At 44.7% G+C, this 18,670-nt stretch carries 12 protein-coding genes; 6 read left to right on the top strand and 6 right to left on the bottom strand.

All coding sequences use genetic code 11. The annotated features are described in order from the left end of the window. Position 1: 1 nt before the first annotated feature. Positions 2 to 1,102 carry an efflux RND transporter periplasmic adaptor subunit gene (locus ACG9ZB_RS10130; RefSeq protein WP_419325620.1) on the bottom strand — a complete coding sequence of 367 codons (1,101 nt, stop codon included), beginning with the start codon at positions 1,100 to 1,102 and terminating at the stop codon, positions 2 to 4. Between the two features lie 149 nt (positions 1,103 to 1,251). Here ACG9ZB_RS10130 and ACG9ZB_RS10125 point away from each other — a divergent pair, with 149 nt between their 5' ends. From ACG9ZB_RS10125 to ACG9ZB_RS10110, 4 genes are all read left to right on the top strand, one after another. Continuing rightward, the gene (locus ACG9ZB_RS10125; RefSeq protein WP_419325619.1) at positions 1,252 to 1,878 is read left to right on the top strand and encodes a TetR/AcrR family transcriptional regulator; all 627 of its coding nucleotides are present in this window, start codon (positions 1,252 to 1,254) and stop codon (positions 1,876 to 1,878) included. A 205-nt stretch (positions 1,879 to 2,083) separates the two neighbouring features. Then, positions 2,084 to 4,768 (top strand): phosphoenolpyruvate carboxylase, encoded by a 2,685-nt coding sequence (gene ppc / locus ACG9ZB_RS10120; RefSeq protein ID WP_419325618.1) that lies wholly within the window; start codon positions 2,084 to 2,086, stop codon positions 4,766 to 4,768. A 300-nt stretch (positions 4,769 to 5,068) separates the two neighbouring features. After that, positions 5,069 to 6,370, top strand: coding sequence for a solute carrier family 23 protein (locus ACG9ZB_RS10115; protein WP_419325617.1), 1,302 nt, complete (start codon positions 5,069 to 5,071; stop codon positions 6,368 to 6,370). 149 nt (positions 6,371 to 6,519) lie between these two features. After that, positions 6,520 to 7,425, top strand: a complete 906-nt coding sequence (locus tag ACG9ZB_RS10110; RefSeq protein WP_419325615.1) for a LysR family transcriptional regulator — start codon at positions 6,520 to 6,522, stop codon at positions 7,423 to 7,425. Here ACG9ZB_RS10110 and ACG9ZB_RS10105 read toward each other — a convergent pair. The 5 genes from ACG9ZB_RS10105 to ilvD (ACG9ZB_RS10085) all read right to left on the bottom strand — a co-directional run bounded on the left by ACG9ZB_RS10105 (position 7,422) and on the right by ilvD (ACG9ZB_RS10085) (position 15,876). Beyond that, positions 7,422 to 8,159 (bottom strand): sulfite exporter TauE/SafE family protein, encoded by a 738-nt coding sequence (locus ACG9ZB_RS10105; RefSeq protein WP_395474976.1) that lies wholly within the window; start codon positions 8,157 to 8,159, stop codon positions 7,422 to 7,424. The genes ACG9ZB_RS10110 and ACG9ZB_RS10105 overlap by 4 nt on opposite strands. A gap of 161 nt (positions 8,160 to 8,320) precedes the next feature. Next, positions 8,321 to 10,423: a TonB-dependent siderophore receptor gene (locus ACG9ZB_RS10100; protein WP_419325614.1), complete on the bottom strand. Its 2,103-nt coding sequence runs from the start codon at positions 10,421 to 10,423 to the stop codon at positions 8,321 to 8,323. Positions 10,424 to 10,553: 130 nt separating this feature from the next. Next, on the bottom strand, positions 10,554 to 11,852 hold the full coding sequence (locus tag ACG9ZB_RS10095) for a hypothetical protein (protein WP_419325613.1): 1,299 nt from the start codon (positions 11,850 to 11,852) through the stop codon (positions 10,554 to 10,556). 71 nt (positions 11,853 to 11,923) lie between these two features. Further along, complete coding sequence (gene ilvD / locus ACG9ZB_RS10090; protein WP_419325612.1) at positions 11,924 to 13,609, bottom strand: dihydroxy-acid dehydratase; 1,686 nt, start codon at positions 13,607 to 13,609, stop codon at positions 11,924 to 11,926. Between the two features lie 437 nt (positions 13,610 to 14,046). Beyond that, positions 14,047 to 15,876 (bottom strand): dihydroxy-acid dehydratase, encoded by a 1,830-nt coding sequence (gene ilvD, locus ACG9ZB_RS10085; protein WP_419325611.1) that lies wholly within the window; start codon positions 15,874 to 15,876, stop codon positions 14,047 to 14,049. A 471-nt stretch (positions 15,877 to 16,347) separates the two neighbouring features. Between ilvD (ACG9ZB_RS10085) and fmt the strand changes: the two genes are divergently transcribed. Both fmt and rsmB read left to right on the top strand, forming a co-directional pair. Next, on the top strand, positions 16,348 to 17,307 hold the full coding sequence (gene fmt, locus ACG9ZB_RS10080; protein ID WP_419325610.1) for a methionyl-tRNA formyltransferase: 960 nt from the start codon (positions 16,348 to 16,350) through the stop codon (positions 17,305 to 17,307). Continuing rightward, positions 17,307 to 18,611 (top strand): 16S rRNA (cytosine(967)-C(5))-methyltransferase RsmB, encoded by a 1,305-nt coding sequence (rsmB, locus tag ACG9ZB_RS10075; protein ID WP_419325608.1) that lies wholly within the window; start codon positions 17,307 to 17,309, stop codon positions 18,609 to 18,611. Before fmt ends, rsmB begins: the two co-directional genes overlap by 1 nt. Positions 18,612 to 18,670 lie beyond the last annotated feature (59 nt).

Below are 18,670 nucleotides of genomic sequence, written 5' to 3'. Positions count from 1 at the left end.
CTTAACTCCCTGTCGCAATCTTGACCGTTTTATTGTCACGGCTAATTGGTTGAATTTTTTGTTTTTCACGCAGTAAATGCACCCCACCCACCACGACATAGTCCTTTGGCTGTAAACCTGAACGAATGGTAACGCTGTCTCGACCATACTCCCCCACACTGACAGGGACTTTACGAATGCTGTTATCAGCATTCACCACCCAGACATAAGCATTTTTACCTGCAGCGGAAACACTGGCTAACGGTACACTCAACACATTGCTTTCAGTTGAACTGAAAAACACCCGAGCACTCTGTCCCAGTTGAATCGTATTTTGTCCTTCACGCAAAGCCACTTTGACACTAAAAGTACGTGACTGATCTGCGGCAGGCGAAATTTCACGGACGTAGGCAGCAAAACGTTCATCGGGTTTCGACCACAAGATGACGATTGCATCCTGTCCAACTTTAATCTGAGCAATGGCTTGTTCAGGCACACCAATCACCACCTCACGATCACCTGAAATGGCCAGTTGAAATGCGGGTTGCCCTGCTGAAATCACCTGTCCAATTTCAATATTACGCTCGGTAATCACGCCGTTTTTATTGGCGATCAGTTGGTTATAACTGGTTTGGTTTTGCGTAACGTTATAATTGGCTTGTGCTTGTTTCAAGCTCGATAGTGCAGCTTTATATTGATTTTCAACGCTGTCGTACTGTGAACGACTCACTGCATTACTCGGTAACAATTGCTTAAATCGATTGAGTTCATCCTGCGCATTTTTTTCAGCCGCTTGAGCACTTTCTAACTGTGCTTTGGCTGCATTTAATTGTAGCTGGGCATCTTGCACATCTAAGCGCGCTAAAACTTGTCCGACTTTGACTTGGTCTCCCACATCGACCAGACGCTCCATGACTTGTCCCCCAACCCGAAAAGACAGTGCCGTTTGTTGGCGGGCTTGTACTTCGCCTGCATAGCTTTTTTGTTCTAGATGTGTGGTATTCGGCTGGCTCACCATTACCAAAGGCACCGACTCTGGTTCGGTCGTGTCTTTGCTACATCCCCACAAGGTGATACTACACACCACCATCATACTTGCCACAAGGGTCTGAATTTTGCTCATGAAGTCTGCTCTTCTTCCATAACCACCAATTAATCAGGCACAATATCCAGACTTAATTTGGTTATTTTTTAATTAATATACTACATAGTACACTAATTAAAGATATGCTCAGATGTAAATGACTTTTTGAACTTTTTTTAGGAAAATGTGTGCAAACTTCAGCAGGACGTCCCAAGGATTTAGAAAAACGGCAACGTATTTTGGAGGTGGCACGTCAGTTGTTTTTACAACATGGCTACCACGGCTCCAGCATGGACCATATTGCCAAGGAAGCGCACGTCACCAAACTCACGGTGTATAACCATTTTCAAGACAAAGCCAATCTGTTCAGTTGTGCGATTGAGGAAACCTGTGAAAAGCTGATGCTGGGTCGTTCATTTCAATTGCAACGTGCCGAAGACTTTGTGCCCATGCTCGAACAGATTTGTGCGCTATCGATGCATATTATTAACCTGCCTGAGGCCATCAAGCTGGAGCACCTACTATTACAGCTGGCCGCTGAACAAAACCCATTGCTAGAGAACTTCTATAAAGCCTCCCACCTCAAAATGCGGGCGATTTGGGAACAGTTCTTTGCCCAAGCTCAAGCCTTAGGCGTGCTTCAGTTTGAACAGGTCAATGAGGTCATCACCTTATTAATGTCTTTACTGTTTGGATATCGCCACCAAGAAATGTTGTTGGGAATGAATGAAGTGCCAAATGCCGAACAACGCAAGCAACTGATTCAAGAAGCCATTGCGATTTTTTTATTAAAATACCCCTTACAAAAACCTTAAGACTCGGTTAATTAAATTTATATTTTTTATAATTAATTCAAATGCTTGCAATTAAAAAATCTCTTTACTTTAAAACAATCGCTTGCCCTAAGTTGTTCATTTGATTCTAAAATCAGCAATTAATCCCCTACTTTTGTCTGCCCCTACTTGGATTGTCATCGAATCGGGGTATAGTCAAATTAAGAACAACGAGGGAATAATAATCATGATTCAACAAATTGATGCTCCACTACGTGAAGATGTCCGATTACTCGGCAACCTATTGGGTGAAACCCTCAAGGAGCATGCAGGACAAGATTTGTTTAATCAGGTCGAGCAAATTCGGGCCTTATCCAAAGGGGCGCGGGATGGTCAAGTTGAAGCCGAAAAGCAGCTGGAACAATTGTTTTTCAGCCTTGAAGACGATGAAATTCTGCCGCTGACACGTGCCTTTACCCACTTTTTGAACTTTGCCAATATTGCGGAGCAATACCATGTGGTCCGTAGCCGTCGTCAAAGTGAATTTGATGAGACCGCACCCTCTCCAAATCCGCTCGACCACCTCTTTGCTAAATTTAAAAATAACGACATTTCAACCGATACGCTGTTCCAGCAAATCTGTGATTTAACTATTGAACTGGTTCTGACCGCTCACCCCACTGAAGTCAGCCGCCGTACCCTGATCCAAAAATATGATGGTATTAACGATGCCTTATTTAAAATGGATCAGCAAAAACTAACCCCTCGTGAACGTCAGACAGTTCTTGAAGACTTAAAACAACTGATCTGTTCGGCGTGGCAGACCGATGAAATTCGTCAACACCGTCCAACCCCAGTCGATGAAGCAAAATGGGGGTTCACTACCATTGAGCAAACCTTATGGAATGCCGTACCGAAGTTCATGCGTGAACTAGACGACATGGTGATTGAACACTGTGGCCAACGTCTGCCTTTACATGTAGCTCCTGTTCGTTTCGCTTCATGGATGGGTGGTGACCGTGACGGCAACCCGAATGTGACTCACAATATTACTCAAGAAGTCCTGTGGCTATCGCGTTGGAAAGCGGCTGATCTTTACTTACGTGACATTGAAGACTTGCGTTGGGAACTGTCGATTCAAAGCTGTAGCGATGAACTGCGCCAAGCCTTGGGCCAAGATCATCCTGAACCGTACCGTGAATATTTACGCGATACCCGCGAACGGCTAAAAGCTACGCGCCATTGGCTCGCAGAAAAACTGCGCGGTGCCGATGCCGATGACAGCTTGGTGATTAAAGCCAAAGATGAACTGTTACAGCCTTTACTGCTGTGCTATCGCTCTTTGATTGCCAGCAACCTGCCTGAGATTGCCAATGGCAAATTGCTAGACTTTATCCATCGAGTGAACTGTTTCGGGATTGAACTGCTAAAACTGGATATTCGCCAAGAGTCAGGCCGTCATCGCCAAGCGATTTCAGCCATTACTGAATATTTGGGTCTGGGGAATTTTGAAACGTGGACCGAACAAGCACGTCAAAACTTCTTATTGCAAGAGCTACAAAGCAAACGTCCACTGTTGCCCAAACATTTAAATGAACCTGTGCAAAGTTTAATTGAGCAACCCGAAGTACAAGAAGTGTTTGCCACCATGCGTACTTTGGCAGCGCAGCCTCAAGAAAGTTTAGGTGCCTACATTATTTCGATGGCTGAATATCCAAGTGATGTGCTGGCGGTACTGCTTTTGCAAAAAGAAGCAGGCATCCAACATCCACTACGTGTGGTGCCATTGTTTGAAACATTGAAAGACTTAGATGGCGCGGCAGCCACCATGAATACCCTATTCAATATGCATTGGTATAAACAGCATATTCAGGGCAAACATGAAGTGATGATTGGCTACTCAGACTCGGCAAAAGATGCAGGTTTTATGTCAGCCAATTGGGCACAGTACCGTGCACAAGAAGAATTAACCGCGATTGCAAAAACGCATGGCGTACAACTGACCCTCTTTCATGGTCGTGGCGGTTCCATCAGCCGTGGCGGTGCACCAACGCAACAAGCCCTGTTTTCACAACCACCGGGCTCGATTTCAGGTGCAATCCGAGTCACTGAACAAGGTGAAATGATTCGCTTCAAGTTTGGTCTAGAAGGCATTGCGCTGCAAAACTTAGAGATTTACACCGCTGCCACTTTAGAAGCCACTTTACTGCCACCGCCCGTCCCAAAACCTGAGTGGCGCGAATTAATGCACAGCATGACCGATTTGTCGGTACAAGTGTATCGTCAGACTGTGCGAGAAAACCCGCACTTCGTAAAGTACTTACGTACAGTCACGCCAGAGCTTGAACTGCAAATGTTACCACTTGGCTCACGCCCTGCAAAACGTAAAGTCACTGGCGGCATTGAGTCCCTACGTGCCATTCCTTGGGTATTTGCATGGACCCAGATTCGTTTGATGCTACCCGCTTGGTTGGGTACAGGCGCGGCAATTAACCAAGTGATTGATCAAGGACATAAGACTACCTTAGATGAAATGCTGGTGGCCTGGCCGTATTTCCAAACCCTGATTGATATGTTGGAAATGGTGCTCTCAAAGTCTGATGCTCATGTGGCGCTGTATTATGAGTCGCACCTGACTGATGATGAGGACTTGAAAGTGCTCGGTGAACATCTGCGTCAGCGCTTAAAGTATGCAGTGCAAACCCTGTTAGCGCTTAAAGGTGAGTCTAAACTCCTCAGCAGTAACGAAGTTTTAGATCAGTCGATGAGAGTGCGCAAACCGTATTTATTGCCGCTGCATTTACTCCAAGCAGAGTTAATGAAACGTCGCCGCCGTTATCTAGAAGAGCGTCAGGAAACAAATACACCTGTAGATCATGCACTTATGGTGAGTATCGCAGGCATTGCAGCGGGTCTTCGTAACACAGGATAAAGTTTTAATCCCGCTCCATTTAAAGCACATCACTATGATGTGCTTTTTTATTGAACGCATAGTCAAACCTTTTATAATTTTTTTATCAATCCAATCATAAATATTTATGAATAAGCGATTGGCTAAATTTACCAATTAAACCTTGATTTATCATTGTTTTTGAAAATATAAATTTTTACCATGCGGTAAAAAGCTCTGAAAAGTCATAAGATTAGTTTGAACAATTTTTTGTATCACTGATTAAATCTTCTAAAAAACAAGAGTATGATGTGCACAATTTATCTTTAGAGTGCTCAAAAAATGTCCAATTGGTTTCCCAAATGGCGCTCGTACGAAGGCAATATCGATGCACGTCCTGTTGGCACAAGTGAATATCTCCCTGCTTCACAAAGTGCAATTTTAGGTGTGCAGCATGCCTTTGCCATGTTTGGAGCAACGGTTCTTGCACCTTTCTTGATGGGCTTCGATCCCAACCTTGCCATTTTAATGTCAGGGATTTGTACCATCTTGTTCTTTATTATGACGGGTGGACGTGTTCCAAGTTATTTAGGTTCAAGTTTTGCCTTTATTGGGGTCGTGATTGCAGCAACGGGCTATACCGCATCGGGCACAGGCGCACTCAATCCAAATTTAGCTATGGCGGGCGGTGGTATTATTGCCTGCGGCGTGCTCTATACCTTGTTTGGTTTTATGGTCATGGCAACGGGCACCAAGTGGATTGAAAAACTGATGCCACCTGTGGTGACAGGTGCTGTGGTGATGATTATTGGTCTCAACCTTGCTCCAGTAACGGTCAAAGGCGTTGCGGGCAATTCCTTTAATATGTGGATGGCACTGGTTACCGTATTATGTATGGGCTCGATTGCCGTCTTTACTCGTGGTTTATTACAACGTCTCTTATTATTAATTGGTTTGTTACTGTCTTACTTGGTCTATTTCATCGTGACCAATGTTATGGGCTATGGCACAGCGATTAATTTTGCCCCGATTCAACAAGCTGCTTGGTTTGGTTTACCGACTTTTCATGCGCCTGAATTTAATACCAATGCCATGATGATCATTGCACCAATTGCGTTAATTTTGGTGGCAGAAAACCTCGGTCACATTAAAGCCGTGAGTGCGATGACTGGTGAAAACCTTGATCCGCACATTGGTAAAGCGTTTGTTGCCGATGGTGTCGCAACGACATTAGCGGGCGGTGTAGGCGCTCCAGGCATGACCACCTATGGTGAAAATATTGGGGTCATGGCAGTCACACGAGTTTACTCGACCATCATTTTTGCCATTGCAGGTGTGTTTGCCATTTTCTTAGGTCTATCTCCGAAGTTTGGTGCCATCATCCATACCATTCCGACCGCGATTTTAACCGGTGCGTCGATTGTGGTGTTTGGTTTGATCACCATCGCAGGTGCAAAAATCTGGATTGAAAACAAAGTCGATTTTTCACAGAACAAAAACCTGATGGTCGCTGCAGTCACCATCATTTTAGGTACAGGTGATTTTGCCTTACAAATTGGCAACTTTAACTTGGGTGGTATTGGTACTGCTACGTTTGCAGCATTGTTCTTAAACTGGTTCTTCAGCTTAGGACGAAAAGATTAATCTGCCTGATATATTAATTATCCATTATTGATCGCAGCCTTCGGGCTGCTTTTTTTGGTCTAATGCTCTGACTCCTATTACACCTAAAGGGATGTCTCAAAACACAAAAAGGACTAAGATAAAGCAACATTTTCCGCTTTGACCCTGCCATGCGCCTTGATTTTTTTGATCTGCAATTGTTTATCAATATCCTGAGTACAGGCAGTCTAACCAAAGGTGCAGAACGTTCCGCCATTTCTTTACAGGCCGCCAGTGAACGGATTAAAAAATTAGAACAGCATTTTGAAGTCAGTTTATTTACCCGCCATGCAACCGGGGTAAAAGCGACCCTTGCTGGACAAACCTTTGCAGAACATGCGCAGTACTTGCTGCAACAACAGCAACAATTACAACAGGCTATGCTGCCCTTTGCGCACAGTGCAACGAGTAACATTATATTGTGGTGCAACTCATCGGCGCAGAGTGAGTACTTACCGAATTTATTGCCGCAGTATTTAATGGAAAATCCAAAGATTCATATTGAATTAAAGGAAGCCGAAACCAATGACATTATTCAGGCTCTCAGTACAGGTACGGCGCAGTTGGGACTGATCTCTGGTTTTTTTGATGCAGGGCAGCTTGAAACTCAAGAGTTTGCTGAAGACCCGTTGGTACTGATCTGCCCAAGCCAACATCCACTTGCAACTGCAGCTCAACTAGAACTGGGTGAATTATTGCAACATCCGTTTGTGGGCCTCATGCAATATCACTCCTTACAACAGTCAATAGAAGCGCAAGCCAAACGCTTAGGCTGTGACATCCACTATCGTCTACGGGTGCCGAACTTTGCTGCAATCGCCCAAGTCGTTGCCAATGGCGTCGGCATTGCGATTATTCCCAAACGGGCAGCACTGCGTTTAAAAGCACAGTATGATTTTCAGCAGGTTGAACTCTTAGGCAAATGGGCCAACCGCAAGTTGCTATTAGCAGCACGGTGTTTTGATCAGCTCCCCGCAGATTATCAACGCTTTAGTCAATTCCTCTTGAGCCAACATGACCAACTCATTGCGCATTAAAGCCAGCCCAGTTGATGTAAAACCATATAACTGCCAAATAAGACTAGGCCCACAAAGAACACCTTACGAAAGGCTTGCTCAGGGATGCGATAGCGAATTTTAGTGCCCAACCACATTCCGAGCAATGCAGGCAGCAGTGCGATCAACGACAGTTGATAGTCAATTGGAGTGTCTTCAACAGGATTTAGATGTAAATACACGGCAAGACATAAAGTTGAAACGGTAAAGGCAAGGCCGAGCGATTGTACCAAATCATCCCGTTTCAAATGCAAGGACTGCAAATACGGCACCACGGGAATCACCACCACTCCTGTCGCCACCGTCAAAGCACCGCCCAAATAGCCCATGATCGGTGATAAATATTTTTCATACGGAGCTAAGTGGGGCATGTTTTTGGCAAACAAACCATATAGACCATAAATGGCCAGCATCCCGCCCAACAGCGCTTCACTTTGAAATTCGCCATGTCCGAGCGTAGGAAAAACACTCCAAACTGAACCAATGATCATGCCCACCAGCAACGGCCAAAAGCGCTGTACCAGTCGCAGTACGCGCCCTTCTGCAAACAATTGCCAAAAGTTCGTGACCATGGAAGGGATAATCAGCAAAGTTGCCGCTTGAAATGGGCTAATCACCAAAGATAAAAGTCCCATCGACACGGCGGGCAAACCCAGACCAATGGTGCCCTTAATCATGCCTGCGACAGCAAAAACAAAAATAACAAAAGCAAGCATGACGCTTCTCTCTAAACACTTAGCGCCATGCTATAAAATTTAAATGTGGGCTCATATCATTGTTTTTAGAAGTAAGCCTCAACCAAAGATTGAGGCTTACTGGGAAGAATGGACTGGACTCAACTGTTATTGAATCCAGATGTGATGCAGTGCGATTCTGCTTAGTATTTGAAATTTAGGCTGAAGCGGAAAGTACGTGGATCGCCCCAATTGACCAATTGCGCATTTGGTGTGGTTCCGACTAAATACTCTTTATCAAACAGGTTTTTTACACTGAACTTTGCACCCCAATTTTTCGCTTCATAGCCTACACTGACGTCATACAGCGTATAGCTCGATAGTGGCACATAAGAAGTCCCACGTTGTGCTGTACGCTCGCCTTGATAATTCACAATGGCACCAATATTCCAGCCCAGTTGCTCATCCGCAAAAAAGTATTGGGTTGATAAAGAGGCTGCATTTTTAGGCACATGGTTAATTCGTTTGCCGATATCACTGCTGGTGGTACTTTCTGTCGTTTCCGCAGTAGGAATATAACTATAGGTTGCGGTCAAGTTCCATTGATCCGTCAACGCAGCGGATAACTCAGTCTCAAAACCTTTTGTTTTTTGTTCACCGATTTGCACAGAATAACCGAGGGTAGAATCCGACTCAGTCACGTTCTGACGGGTTAAATCATAATAAGCCACATAACCTTGCAGTCTTTGATTCAGCCCTTGGAACTTAACACCAACCTCAAACTGCTCTCCCTCTTCAGGGTCCAATAGTATTCCGCCAGCGCCAGTGTCGCTCACAGGAAAGAATGAGGTTGCATAACTCAAGTAAGGGGCAAACATATCATTGATTTGATACATCAAGGATGCATTACCCGTAAAAGCATTATCTGAATTTTTGGTCGTTGTATTCGTTAAAATATTATCAATTTCAACTTGCGTCCAATCATGACGACCCGATAAGCCTAAGATCCAATGATCATCAATTTTAAAATTATTACGCAGATATACGCCCATATATTGGGTATCTGTAATTTGATGCGATTTGGTCGTGGTCGCCTTTGCGATAGGCATATAGATCGGGTTATCCGCATCAAATGAAGTCTTCACTTTATCACTTTGACGTTCGTAATCACTGCGTTCATGCATCATGTCCAAACCGACCATCAAATCATATTGGGTTTTGCCCAAATCGAAATGACGCGACAGATTATGATCTAATGCAAAATTCACATCATCTTTAATCTGCCTTTCGACATTCCTAGAGATTTTCGGTAAAGAAGCGCCACTAGCTGCCAATACAGGATTATTATCTGCATCGGTTGTAGTGACTGCAAAATTTTGCTTAAAGGTCCAGCCATTATCAAAATAATGTGCATAGTTCGAACCTAAGCGCAAAACATCAACCGTATTGCTTAAATTCGGCGCGCCAAAAAATAAGGTCTGTGAATAGTTTTTATAAGCACCATTACTATAAGGAATCCCTTGCTGACGAATAAAATCACGATGTTGATAGCTCGCTATCACAGACAACTCATCTTTTTCGCCTAAATCAAAATTATAAGAGGGCGCAATATAATAATTTTTATAATAAACATAATCGGTTGGATCATCTTGGTCAGAGGCATGACCCACCACACGAAACGCCCCTTTTTCGCTGACATTTGGTGCATAGTTAATGTCAAATGTTCCATCAATCAAAGCATTACTACCATAGCTTACACTGCCACGATAAGAAGTCTTTGCCTCAGGACGTTTGGTGGTTAAGTTAACTAAGCCGCCCGGCAAGGCAAAGCCAAAACCAGTCGATGTCGGCCCTTTGACAACCTCAATAGACCGTAAACCACTGATGTCTTCTGAACGTAGGGCATTATCAGAAGTTTGAATACGCAAGCCATCGACATAGGTTTGTGCGCTGGAAACCTGACCACGGATAATAAAGTCATCCCAACCACGGCGACCATACTGTCCTGCGGTGACCCCCGCTACACCCTGCAAGGCTTCTGACAGTGTTTTTGGTTGTTTCTGTTCGAGTTGTTTTTCACTAATCACGCTGATTGATTGCGCAGTTTCAAACAGCGTTGCATCTGAACGCAAAACAGCTGATGCAGTTTTTGCTGCGTATGCTTTTTCATCTGCATCTTGGGCTTCAAATTGCAGAGTCGGTAAAACTTGGGATGATGCTGTTTCCTGTGTCTCGCCCTGAGCAAACGCTGCTGTAGTCATCACGGCCAGAATGGATAAGCTCAAAGAAGAAATATGAAAACGCATAACATCAATCAACATACAGAAAGAATGCCAATTATAATCATTTTCATTTGGAAGCCTATTTATTAATAAAATTTAACAATGAATTTAATTGTTAAACCTCATTAACATTATTAATAAGCACTTCAATGACTCAGCCTTCGCCTTCATCCACAGGGTCAGTTTTATATTGATCTTCCAGCACATTACTGAAAATACTTTCAATCATCCAGACGCGATACAGACTATTAAAGACATAGCTCTGCCCATCCACACGCAGTTCAATCACGGGGAAGTCAGGCTGGGACTTCATTTCACAGAGCATGTCATTTTCTTGAAGCTTGGCCTCTACATCTTCGGTGATCAATGCTGCAATTTCCAATTCTTGCATCAGTTGATCAAAATGCGATTTAAAGGATAAATCTTTGCCTTGGGTCCAAACGGCTTTCAAAATCCGATACATGGCATCAACGCGCTGCTCTTCAGGCACGCTATAAAATAACTGCGCCATCGCCAAAGTGGCTGCTTGCGTCGGACGGCAAAACGGTGTGAATTTGATTTCTGTCCGTTTGGATAAACGCGTTGCCAAACTCCAGTCAAACCCGTCTCGACCGTGATAACTGAGCGGGTAGACATTGAGCTGAATATTATAATAATCGGCCAGTTCTTCTTTAATATAAGCCAATAACAACCATGAAATTGGATCTTCCAGCGCAACGTATAGATCTAACTCTGGATCGAGCGCCTGAATTTCATTTAACTCTTCAGCATCACTAATCAAATGCTCACGCCAATCAATATGATTGATCAAAAAAATGGGGTTATCGGTAAATAGTTTTTGTTGTTTTAAACGGCGCGTTAAACGCAGCAGATCATCGACGGCATGATACTGACGGTCACCGAGCTGGAAGTAACTAGCCAGTACCGCATCATCATTAAAAATACGTTCTGGAAATTGTTGCTCTTGATGGTGACGGCTGGCCATCGCATATAAGGTGCGCAGCTTACCTTCTTGTTTTTGCCATAGCATGTGAAACACATCTTCCAGCAAATACAAAAAGTCCTGCCCACGCAGCGGCGTATGCCGCAAGATGGTTTCCGCTTGGCTCAGCGCCTCTGGACTGGGTTGTTCTGGCGTTTCGTGAAAACTAAAACGGTGCTGGCGCGACAGAATTTTGGCATCATTTAAACAATAAGTTTGCCACTCCAAAGCCGACATTTGATTCGGCGGTTCTGCAGCCTGACTGGAAATGACCACCTTCAATGGCTTCAGTTCGTCCGCTAAAATTTCTTCAATTTGTGGTAACTGCTGAACCGCTAAATAGCTATATACATCGTCGAGGCGTAAATGAATACTCAAGCCTTGTTCTGTAGATACGACCGTTTGACGAATCGGTTTTTGGTAAAACCAACGCGATCGAATCGGATCGAACCATCGACGCAACAGTGACATGAGCAAAGCCTCTAAATTAAACCCTTGAAAGTACTACAAGGGTTTATATCAATTCACAGCAAAATGATCAATTAGACATCTAAATTTAGATCAGTTACCGCGCCTTTTTCCGCACCAGTGGTCAGTTTTGCAAACTTGGCCAAAGCCCCATAACGATAATTCGGTTGCGGTTTCACCCACGCGGCTTGACGCGCTGCGATCTCTTCTGCCGAAACATGCCACGTCATTTCGCGGGTTTCTGCATTGATTGAGATTTTATCGCCATTTTGCACTAAACCAATTGGCCCACCTTCATAGGCTTCTGGGGTCACATGACCAATGACAAAACCATGACTGCCACCAGAGAAACGACCATCAGTGATCAGCGCCACAGATTTACCCAAACCTTTACCAATAATCGCTGAGGTCGGTTTCAGCATTTCTGGCATGCCCGGTCCACCTTTAGGCCCTTCACCACGAATCACCACCACTTCACCCGCTTGAACTTCGCCATCTAAGATGCCACGCATCGCACCGATTTCACCTTCAAAGACACGCGCTGGCCCTTCGAAATACAAACCTTCTTTGCCCGTGATTTTAGCCACAGCACCTGTTGGAGACAGGTTACCTTTAAGCACTACCAAGTGAGAGTCTTTTTTAATTGGTGCATCGAACGGTAAAATAATCTGCTGACCTGCTGGATAGTCTTCAACTTCAGCCAAATTTTCCGCCAAGGTCTTTCCAGTGACCGTTAAACATGAACCATCGAGCATGCCAGCATCCAACATGCGCTTCATCAACGGTTGAATGCCCCCAATCGCGATCAACTCAGACATTAAATATTTGCCAGATGGGCGCACATCGGCTACCACGGGAATCTCTTGCCCAATACGGACAAAATCATCCAAACTCAGTTCAACCCCAGCAGTATGTGCCATCGCCAGTAAGTGCAGCACCCCATTGGTCGAACCGCCCAAGGCAATCAGCACTTTAATTGAGTTTTCAAATGCGGCTTTGGTCATAATGTCGCGCGGCTTCAGGTCTAAGCGCAGCAAATTCATCACCGCTTCACCTGCTTTTTGGCAGTCGATCCGTTTGTCATCCGAAACCGCTTCTTGTGCAGAGGAACCCGGCAAACTCATGCCCAAGGCTTCAATCGCAGAGGCCATCGAGTTTGCAGTGTACATGCCACCACAGGAACCCGGCCCTGGCAGCGCCACTTCTTCAATCTGTTTAACTTGAATGGCACTGATTTCACCTTTGGCGTGCTGACCCACAGCTTCAAAGACTGAAATCATATCGGTATGCCCTGCACCCGGCTTAATGGTACCGCCATAGACAAACAAACCCGGACGGTTTAAACGCGCTAAGCCCATGATGCAACCCGGCATATTTTTGTCACAACCACCAATCGCAATCACCCCATCATAGGCCTGACAGCCCACCACGGCTTCAATCGAATCGGCAATAATTTCACGGCTCAGCAATGAATACTTCATGCCTTCGGTGCCGTTAGAAATGCCATCTGAAATGGTGATGGTGTTAAAAATAATGCCTTTGCCGCCAGCTTGATTGACCCCTTTTTCGGCCTCACTTGCCAGTTCATTAATATGCATATTACACGGCGTGACATTGGCCCAAGTAGATGCAATACCGACAAAGGGACGAGTAAAGTCTGAATCTTTAAAGCCTGTTGCACGCATCATGGAACGTGCGGGCGCATTTTCAATCCCTTCATAAACAGGAGCTGAATGTTCGCGGATATTGTCTTTACTCATTGTATTTGTCCTTAGCGGTGGCTGAGTATTGCTCTACAGTCTTGGCAATTTTTTCTGTTTTTATTGTATAGAAAGCAGGCTAGACATAAAAGTACAATGAGACTTTTGAGTCAATCCCCATCAAGCTCTTCACGGTCTTAACCTATTGACCTTGAATCCATCAGGTTGTCTGATACACGGAAACGTCGTCCGCAACCTGCGTAGCCGATTCAATGGGCGGTTTTTTTCAAGGCATTCTTTTAGATGCAGAAAATAAACAGGTTTTGCTGACGACCAATGGTTTTGCCTACTTTTGCCGAAACAAAAGTAGGTCGAACCGAAGGTTATCAACTGCAATTTGAGAAATCTATTTAAGACTCCATTGTGCTGAACCAATGACTTTTAAATAAAAAGCACCCGAAATGGAGTGCTTTTTTTAATCAGTCAAACACTACAGCTTAAATTTCACGTACCGCACCTTTAGACGCACTCGTGGTATGCATCGCATAGGCTTTTAAAGCTTTAGACACTTTACGTGGACGCTGTTCAGCAGGTTGCCAGCCTTTGGCTTCTTGCACTTCACGGCGCGCAGCCATGGTTGCTTCATCCACGGCCAAGTGAATGCTACGGTTTGGAATATCGATCTCGATACGGTCGCCATCTTCCACTAAACCAATCGCACCACCTTCAGCCGCTTCAGGAGACACGTGACCAATCGATAGACCTGATGAACCACCCGAGAAACGACCATCAGTGAGTAAAGCGCAATCCTTACCAAGCCCTTTCGATTTTAAGTAACTGGTTGGATACAACATTTCTTGCATACCCGGACCACCACGCGGACCTTCGTAGCGAATCACCACCACATCACCAGCAGTGATTTTTCCACCTAGAATCGCCTCTACCGCTGCATCTTGGCTTTCAAACACACGTGCGGTGCCGTTGAATTTCAAGATAGAGTCATCCACACCAGCTGTTTTCACAATACAGCCTTCTAGTGCGATGTTCCCGTACAGCACAGCCAAACCACCATCTTGAGAGAAGGCATGCGCAGCATTACGAATCACGCCATTGTCACGGTCACCATCTAATCGTGAGTAGTAACGGTCTTGTGAAAATGCGGTTTGCGTTGGTACACCACCCGGTGCTGAACGGAAGAATTGATACACTTCTTCGTCTTCAGTACGGATGATGTCCCATTTATCTAAAGCGTCTTTTAAGGTTTTTTCATGCACAGTGGGTACAGACGTATCCAGCAACCCAGCACGATCCAATTCCCCCAAGATCGACATGATGCCACCTGCACGGTGTACATCTTCCATGTGCACGTCTTGTTTTGCAGGTGCAACTTTACACAGCACAGGCACTTTACGTGACAAACGGTCAATGTCAGTCATGGTAAAATCAACTTCTGCTTCATTGGCAGCAGCCAATAAGTGAAGAACGGTATTGGTTGACCCCCCCATTGAAATATCAAGGGTCATGGCATTTTCAAAGGCTGCTTTGGTCGCGATAGAACGTGGAAGAATGCTGTAATCGTTTTGTTCGTAATGACGTTTGGTAATTTCAACAATCAACTGACCAGCACGCTCGAATAGTTTTTTACGATTCGCATGGGTCGCTAAGGTTGAACCATTGCCCGGAAGCGATAGTCCCAAAGCTTCGGTTAAACAGTTCATTGAGTTTGCAGTAAACATGCCTGAACATGAACCACAGGTTGGACAAGCTGAACGTTCGTATTCAGCCACTTCTTCATCAGTGAAGCTGTCATCTGCTGCGACAATCATGGCATCGACAAGATCAATTGCGTGCTCATTACCACGGATTTTCACTTTACCCGCTTCCATCGGCCCACCAGAGACGAACACCACAGGAATGTTCAGACGCATAGACGCCATCAACATGCCCGGGGTAATTTTGTCACAGTTTGAAATACAGACCATCGCATCAGCACAGTGCGCATTGACCATGTATTCCACCGAGTCCGCAATCAAGTCACGTGAAGGCAATGAATACAGCATGCCATCGTGTCCCATCGCGATCCCATCATCGACCGCAATGGTATTAAATTCTTTAGCTACGCCGCCTGCCGCCTCAATTTGACGTGCCACAAGTTGACCTAAGTCTTTTAAATGAACGTGACCCGGTACAAATTGAGTGAATGAGTTGACTACCGCAATAATCGGCTTACCAAAGTCTTCGTCTTTCATCCCCGTTGCGCGCCATAAGCCACGCGCACCCGCCATGTTTCTTCCGTGTGTTGATGTTTTTGAACGATAGTCAGGCATTGTACTTTTCCAACATAGTTGTGCTTGAGATGAATGTCCACATTCACTCTGGCTAAAATCTGAGTTCTGAGAGTGTCAAACTGTCAAAAATTTAAACATAGCATATTCGCATTCTGCGTAAATCTCGTTTTTAGGCATCTCGACCTAAATTACCGAAGGCAGTAAGTTTGCGAGCTACATTTTAACCGATAAGCTGACATTCAATTGCATATGGAAACTACTATAACCCGTTCAATCGCCTTGCAATACAAAACTTCTATGAATAATTTTTAAATTTTGCATGAGTTTTATTTATATGAAATACAAATTTTGAGCGATATGCGATCAAGGATCCTTGCGCTTTTCTTTGAATAAAACTCTCGCACATCATTCAGTTAGAACCGCTCTATCAGCTTTTTATGCAGGATAAATCTGTAGCTGCTCGAGTTTTGCTATAATTGTTTTAATCTTCTCCTTTTTTCCGAGTATTTCTTGAAAATCATCTTTGCAGGCACGCCCGAATTTGCGGCTGTGGCATTAGACGCTCTCCTAAAAACAGAACACGAAATTGTAGCCGTCTATACGCAACCTGACCGTAAAGCAGGTCGTGGGCAGAAACTTACCGCTTCAGCCGTGAAGCAGTTGGCTTTAGCACATGATATTCCTGTCTATCAACCACTGCATTTTAAGTCTTCAACCGAAGAAGGTCTGGCTGCTCAAGCTGAACTCAAGGCCTTAAATGCAGATGTGATGGTGGTGGCGGCTTATGGCCTGATCTTGCCGCAAGTGGTTTTGGATACGCCTAAATATGGCTGTTTGAACATTCACGGTTCACTGTTGCCCCGCTGGCGGGGTGCAGCGCCTATTCAACGCGCAATTTCTACTGGAGATACCGAAACTGGGGTCACCATTATGAAAATGGCCGCAGGTTTGGATACGGGCGATATGATGTATAAAACCTACTGCCCGATTGAAGCTACAGATACCTCTGCAAGTTTGCATGACAAATTGGCACAACAAGGGGCCGAGGCGACGGTCAAAGTTTTAGCTTCTGAAAGCGTATTGCAGCACTATTTAGACAACCGCGAAGTGCAAGATGAAGCTTTGACAGTCTATGCACACAAACTCTCTAAGGCTGAAGCGCAAATTGATTGGACTTCAACAGCGGTGCAAATCGACCGTAATATTCGTGCATTTAACCCATGGCCTGTCGCATTTATCGCACTGGATGAAAGCAATAATCTGCGCGTTTGGGGTTCGATGTTGTCTCAAGAAAATGCCCAAGCTCAAGCTGCAGGCACCATTTTAGCCATTGATAAACACGGTGTTCATGTGGCTTGTGGCGATGAACACGCGGTGTGTTTAAGCTCTCTGCAATGGCCGGGTGGTAAACCCCTAAATGCCGTACAAATTTTACAAACCCAAAAACTGAATATTGGACAAATTTTATAATGAAACAATCTCCCCACGCCTCAGGTAAGACTCTAAACTTACGTGCTCAGGTTGTTAAAACGTTATTGGCTGTCCAAAATGGTCAATCACTGGCATCGGTGCTTCAGCAACACATGGCGATTGTGTCTGACAAAGACCGTGCCTTGTACCATGAATTAGTTCTTGGCTGCTTACGTCAATGGCATGCACTTAAACAAGTGACTTTACCGTTGTTGACTAAGCCACTGGAAAACCAAGTCGTTGAAACCTGTTTATATGTAGGTTTATACCAATTGCTATGTACCCGCGTTGCAGCGCATGCCGCGATTTCTGAAACGGTAGAAGCAGCCAAACAATTGGGGATGGAAAGCTTAAGTGGTGTGGTGAATGCCATTTTACGCCGTGCAACACGTGAAACAGAACAATTCTACGATGTTTTGGAACAAGCCTCGAATCTGCCAAGTTGGTTATCAAAACGTTTGAAAAAAGACTGGGGCGAGCAACTGGCTGAAATCAGCTATGAGCTGAAACAAGTTGCACCCTTAACCTTGCGCGTAAACACCTTACAAGTCAGCCGTGACGAATATCTTGAAATTTTAGAAGATGAAGGCATTGAAGCCCATGCCTGTGAACTTTCAAATGTTGGCATTGTGCTGGATGACAGTCTGCATATCCCAAGCCTACCAGGTTTTGAAGTAGGTGGTTTTTCAGTACAAGATGAACATGCGCAACTCTGTGCAACATTGTTACCTGACTTAAATGGCAAATTCGTAATTGATGCCTGTGCAGCACCTGGCGGCAAGACAGCGCATATTTTAGAGATGTATCAGCCGAAAAAACTGATTGCGCTCGACCAAGATGAAAAACGCTTAAAACGTGTCTCTGAAAACTTAGAGCGTTTGGCTTTAAATGAAAAGTATGTCGACATTATCGCTGCCGATGCGGTGAAATGGACCTCGCCTGAGCTTGCAGATTGTATCGTACTGGATGCACCTTGCTCTGCCATTGGGGTAATCCGTCGCCATCCCGATATCCGTTTACTGCGTCAGTCAGGGGATATTGCCAAAACAGTACAGCTGCAAAAGCAGATTCTTGAAAATATGTGGCAACAGCTAAAAGTGGGTGGCACATTGTTATACATCACCTGCTCAATTTTAAAAGCCGAGAATGAACAGCAGATGGTCGACTTCTTTGCTGAACATACGGATGCGAAAGAAATTAAAATTGATGCCGATTGGGGCGTTGAGCAGATTCATGGTCGCCAACTACTCCCACAAGTAGGGCGTGGCGATGGTTTTTATTATTGTCGCATGGAAAAGATTTAAAAATAAAAGGAGCTGAAAGGCTCCTTTTTGTCATGAATGGAAATTAGAAAATAAATCTT

The organism is Acinetobacter johnsonii (assembly GCF_048551975.1).
Classification (GTDB): Bacteria; Pseudomonadota; Gammaproteobacteria; order Pseudomonadales; family Moraxellaceae; genus Acinetobacter; species Acinetobacter johnsonii_A.
This window is presented reverse-complemented; position numbering and strand designations above follow the sequence as displayed.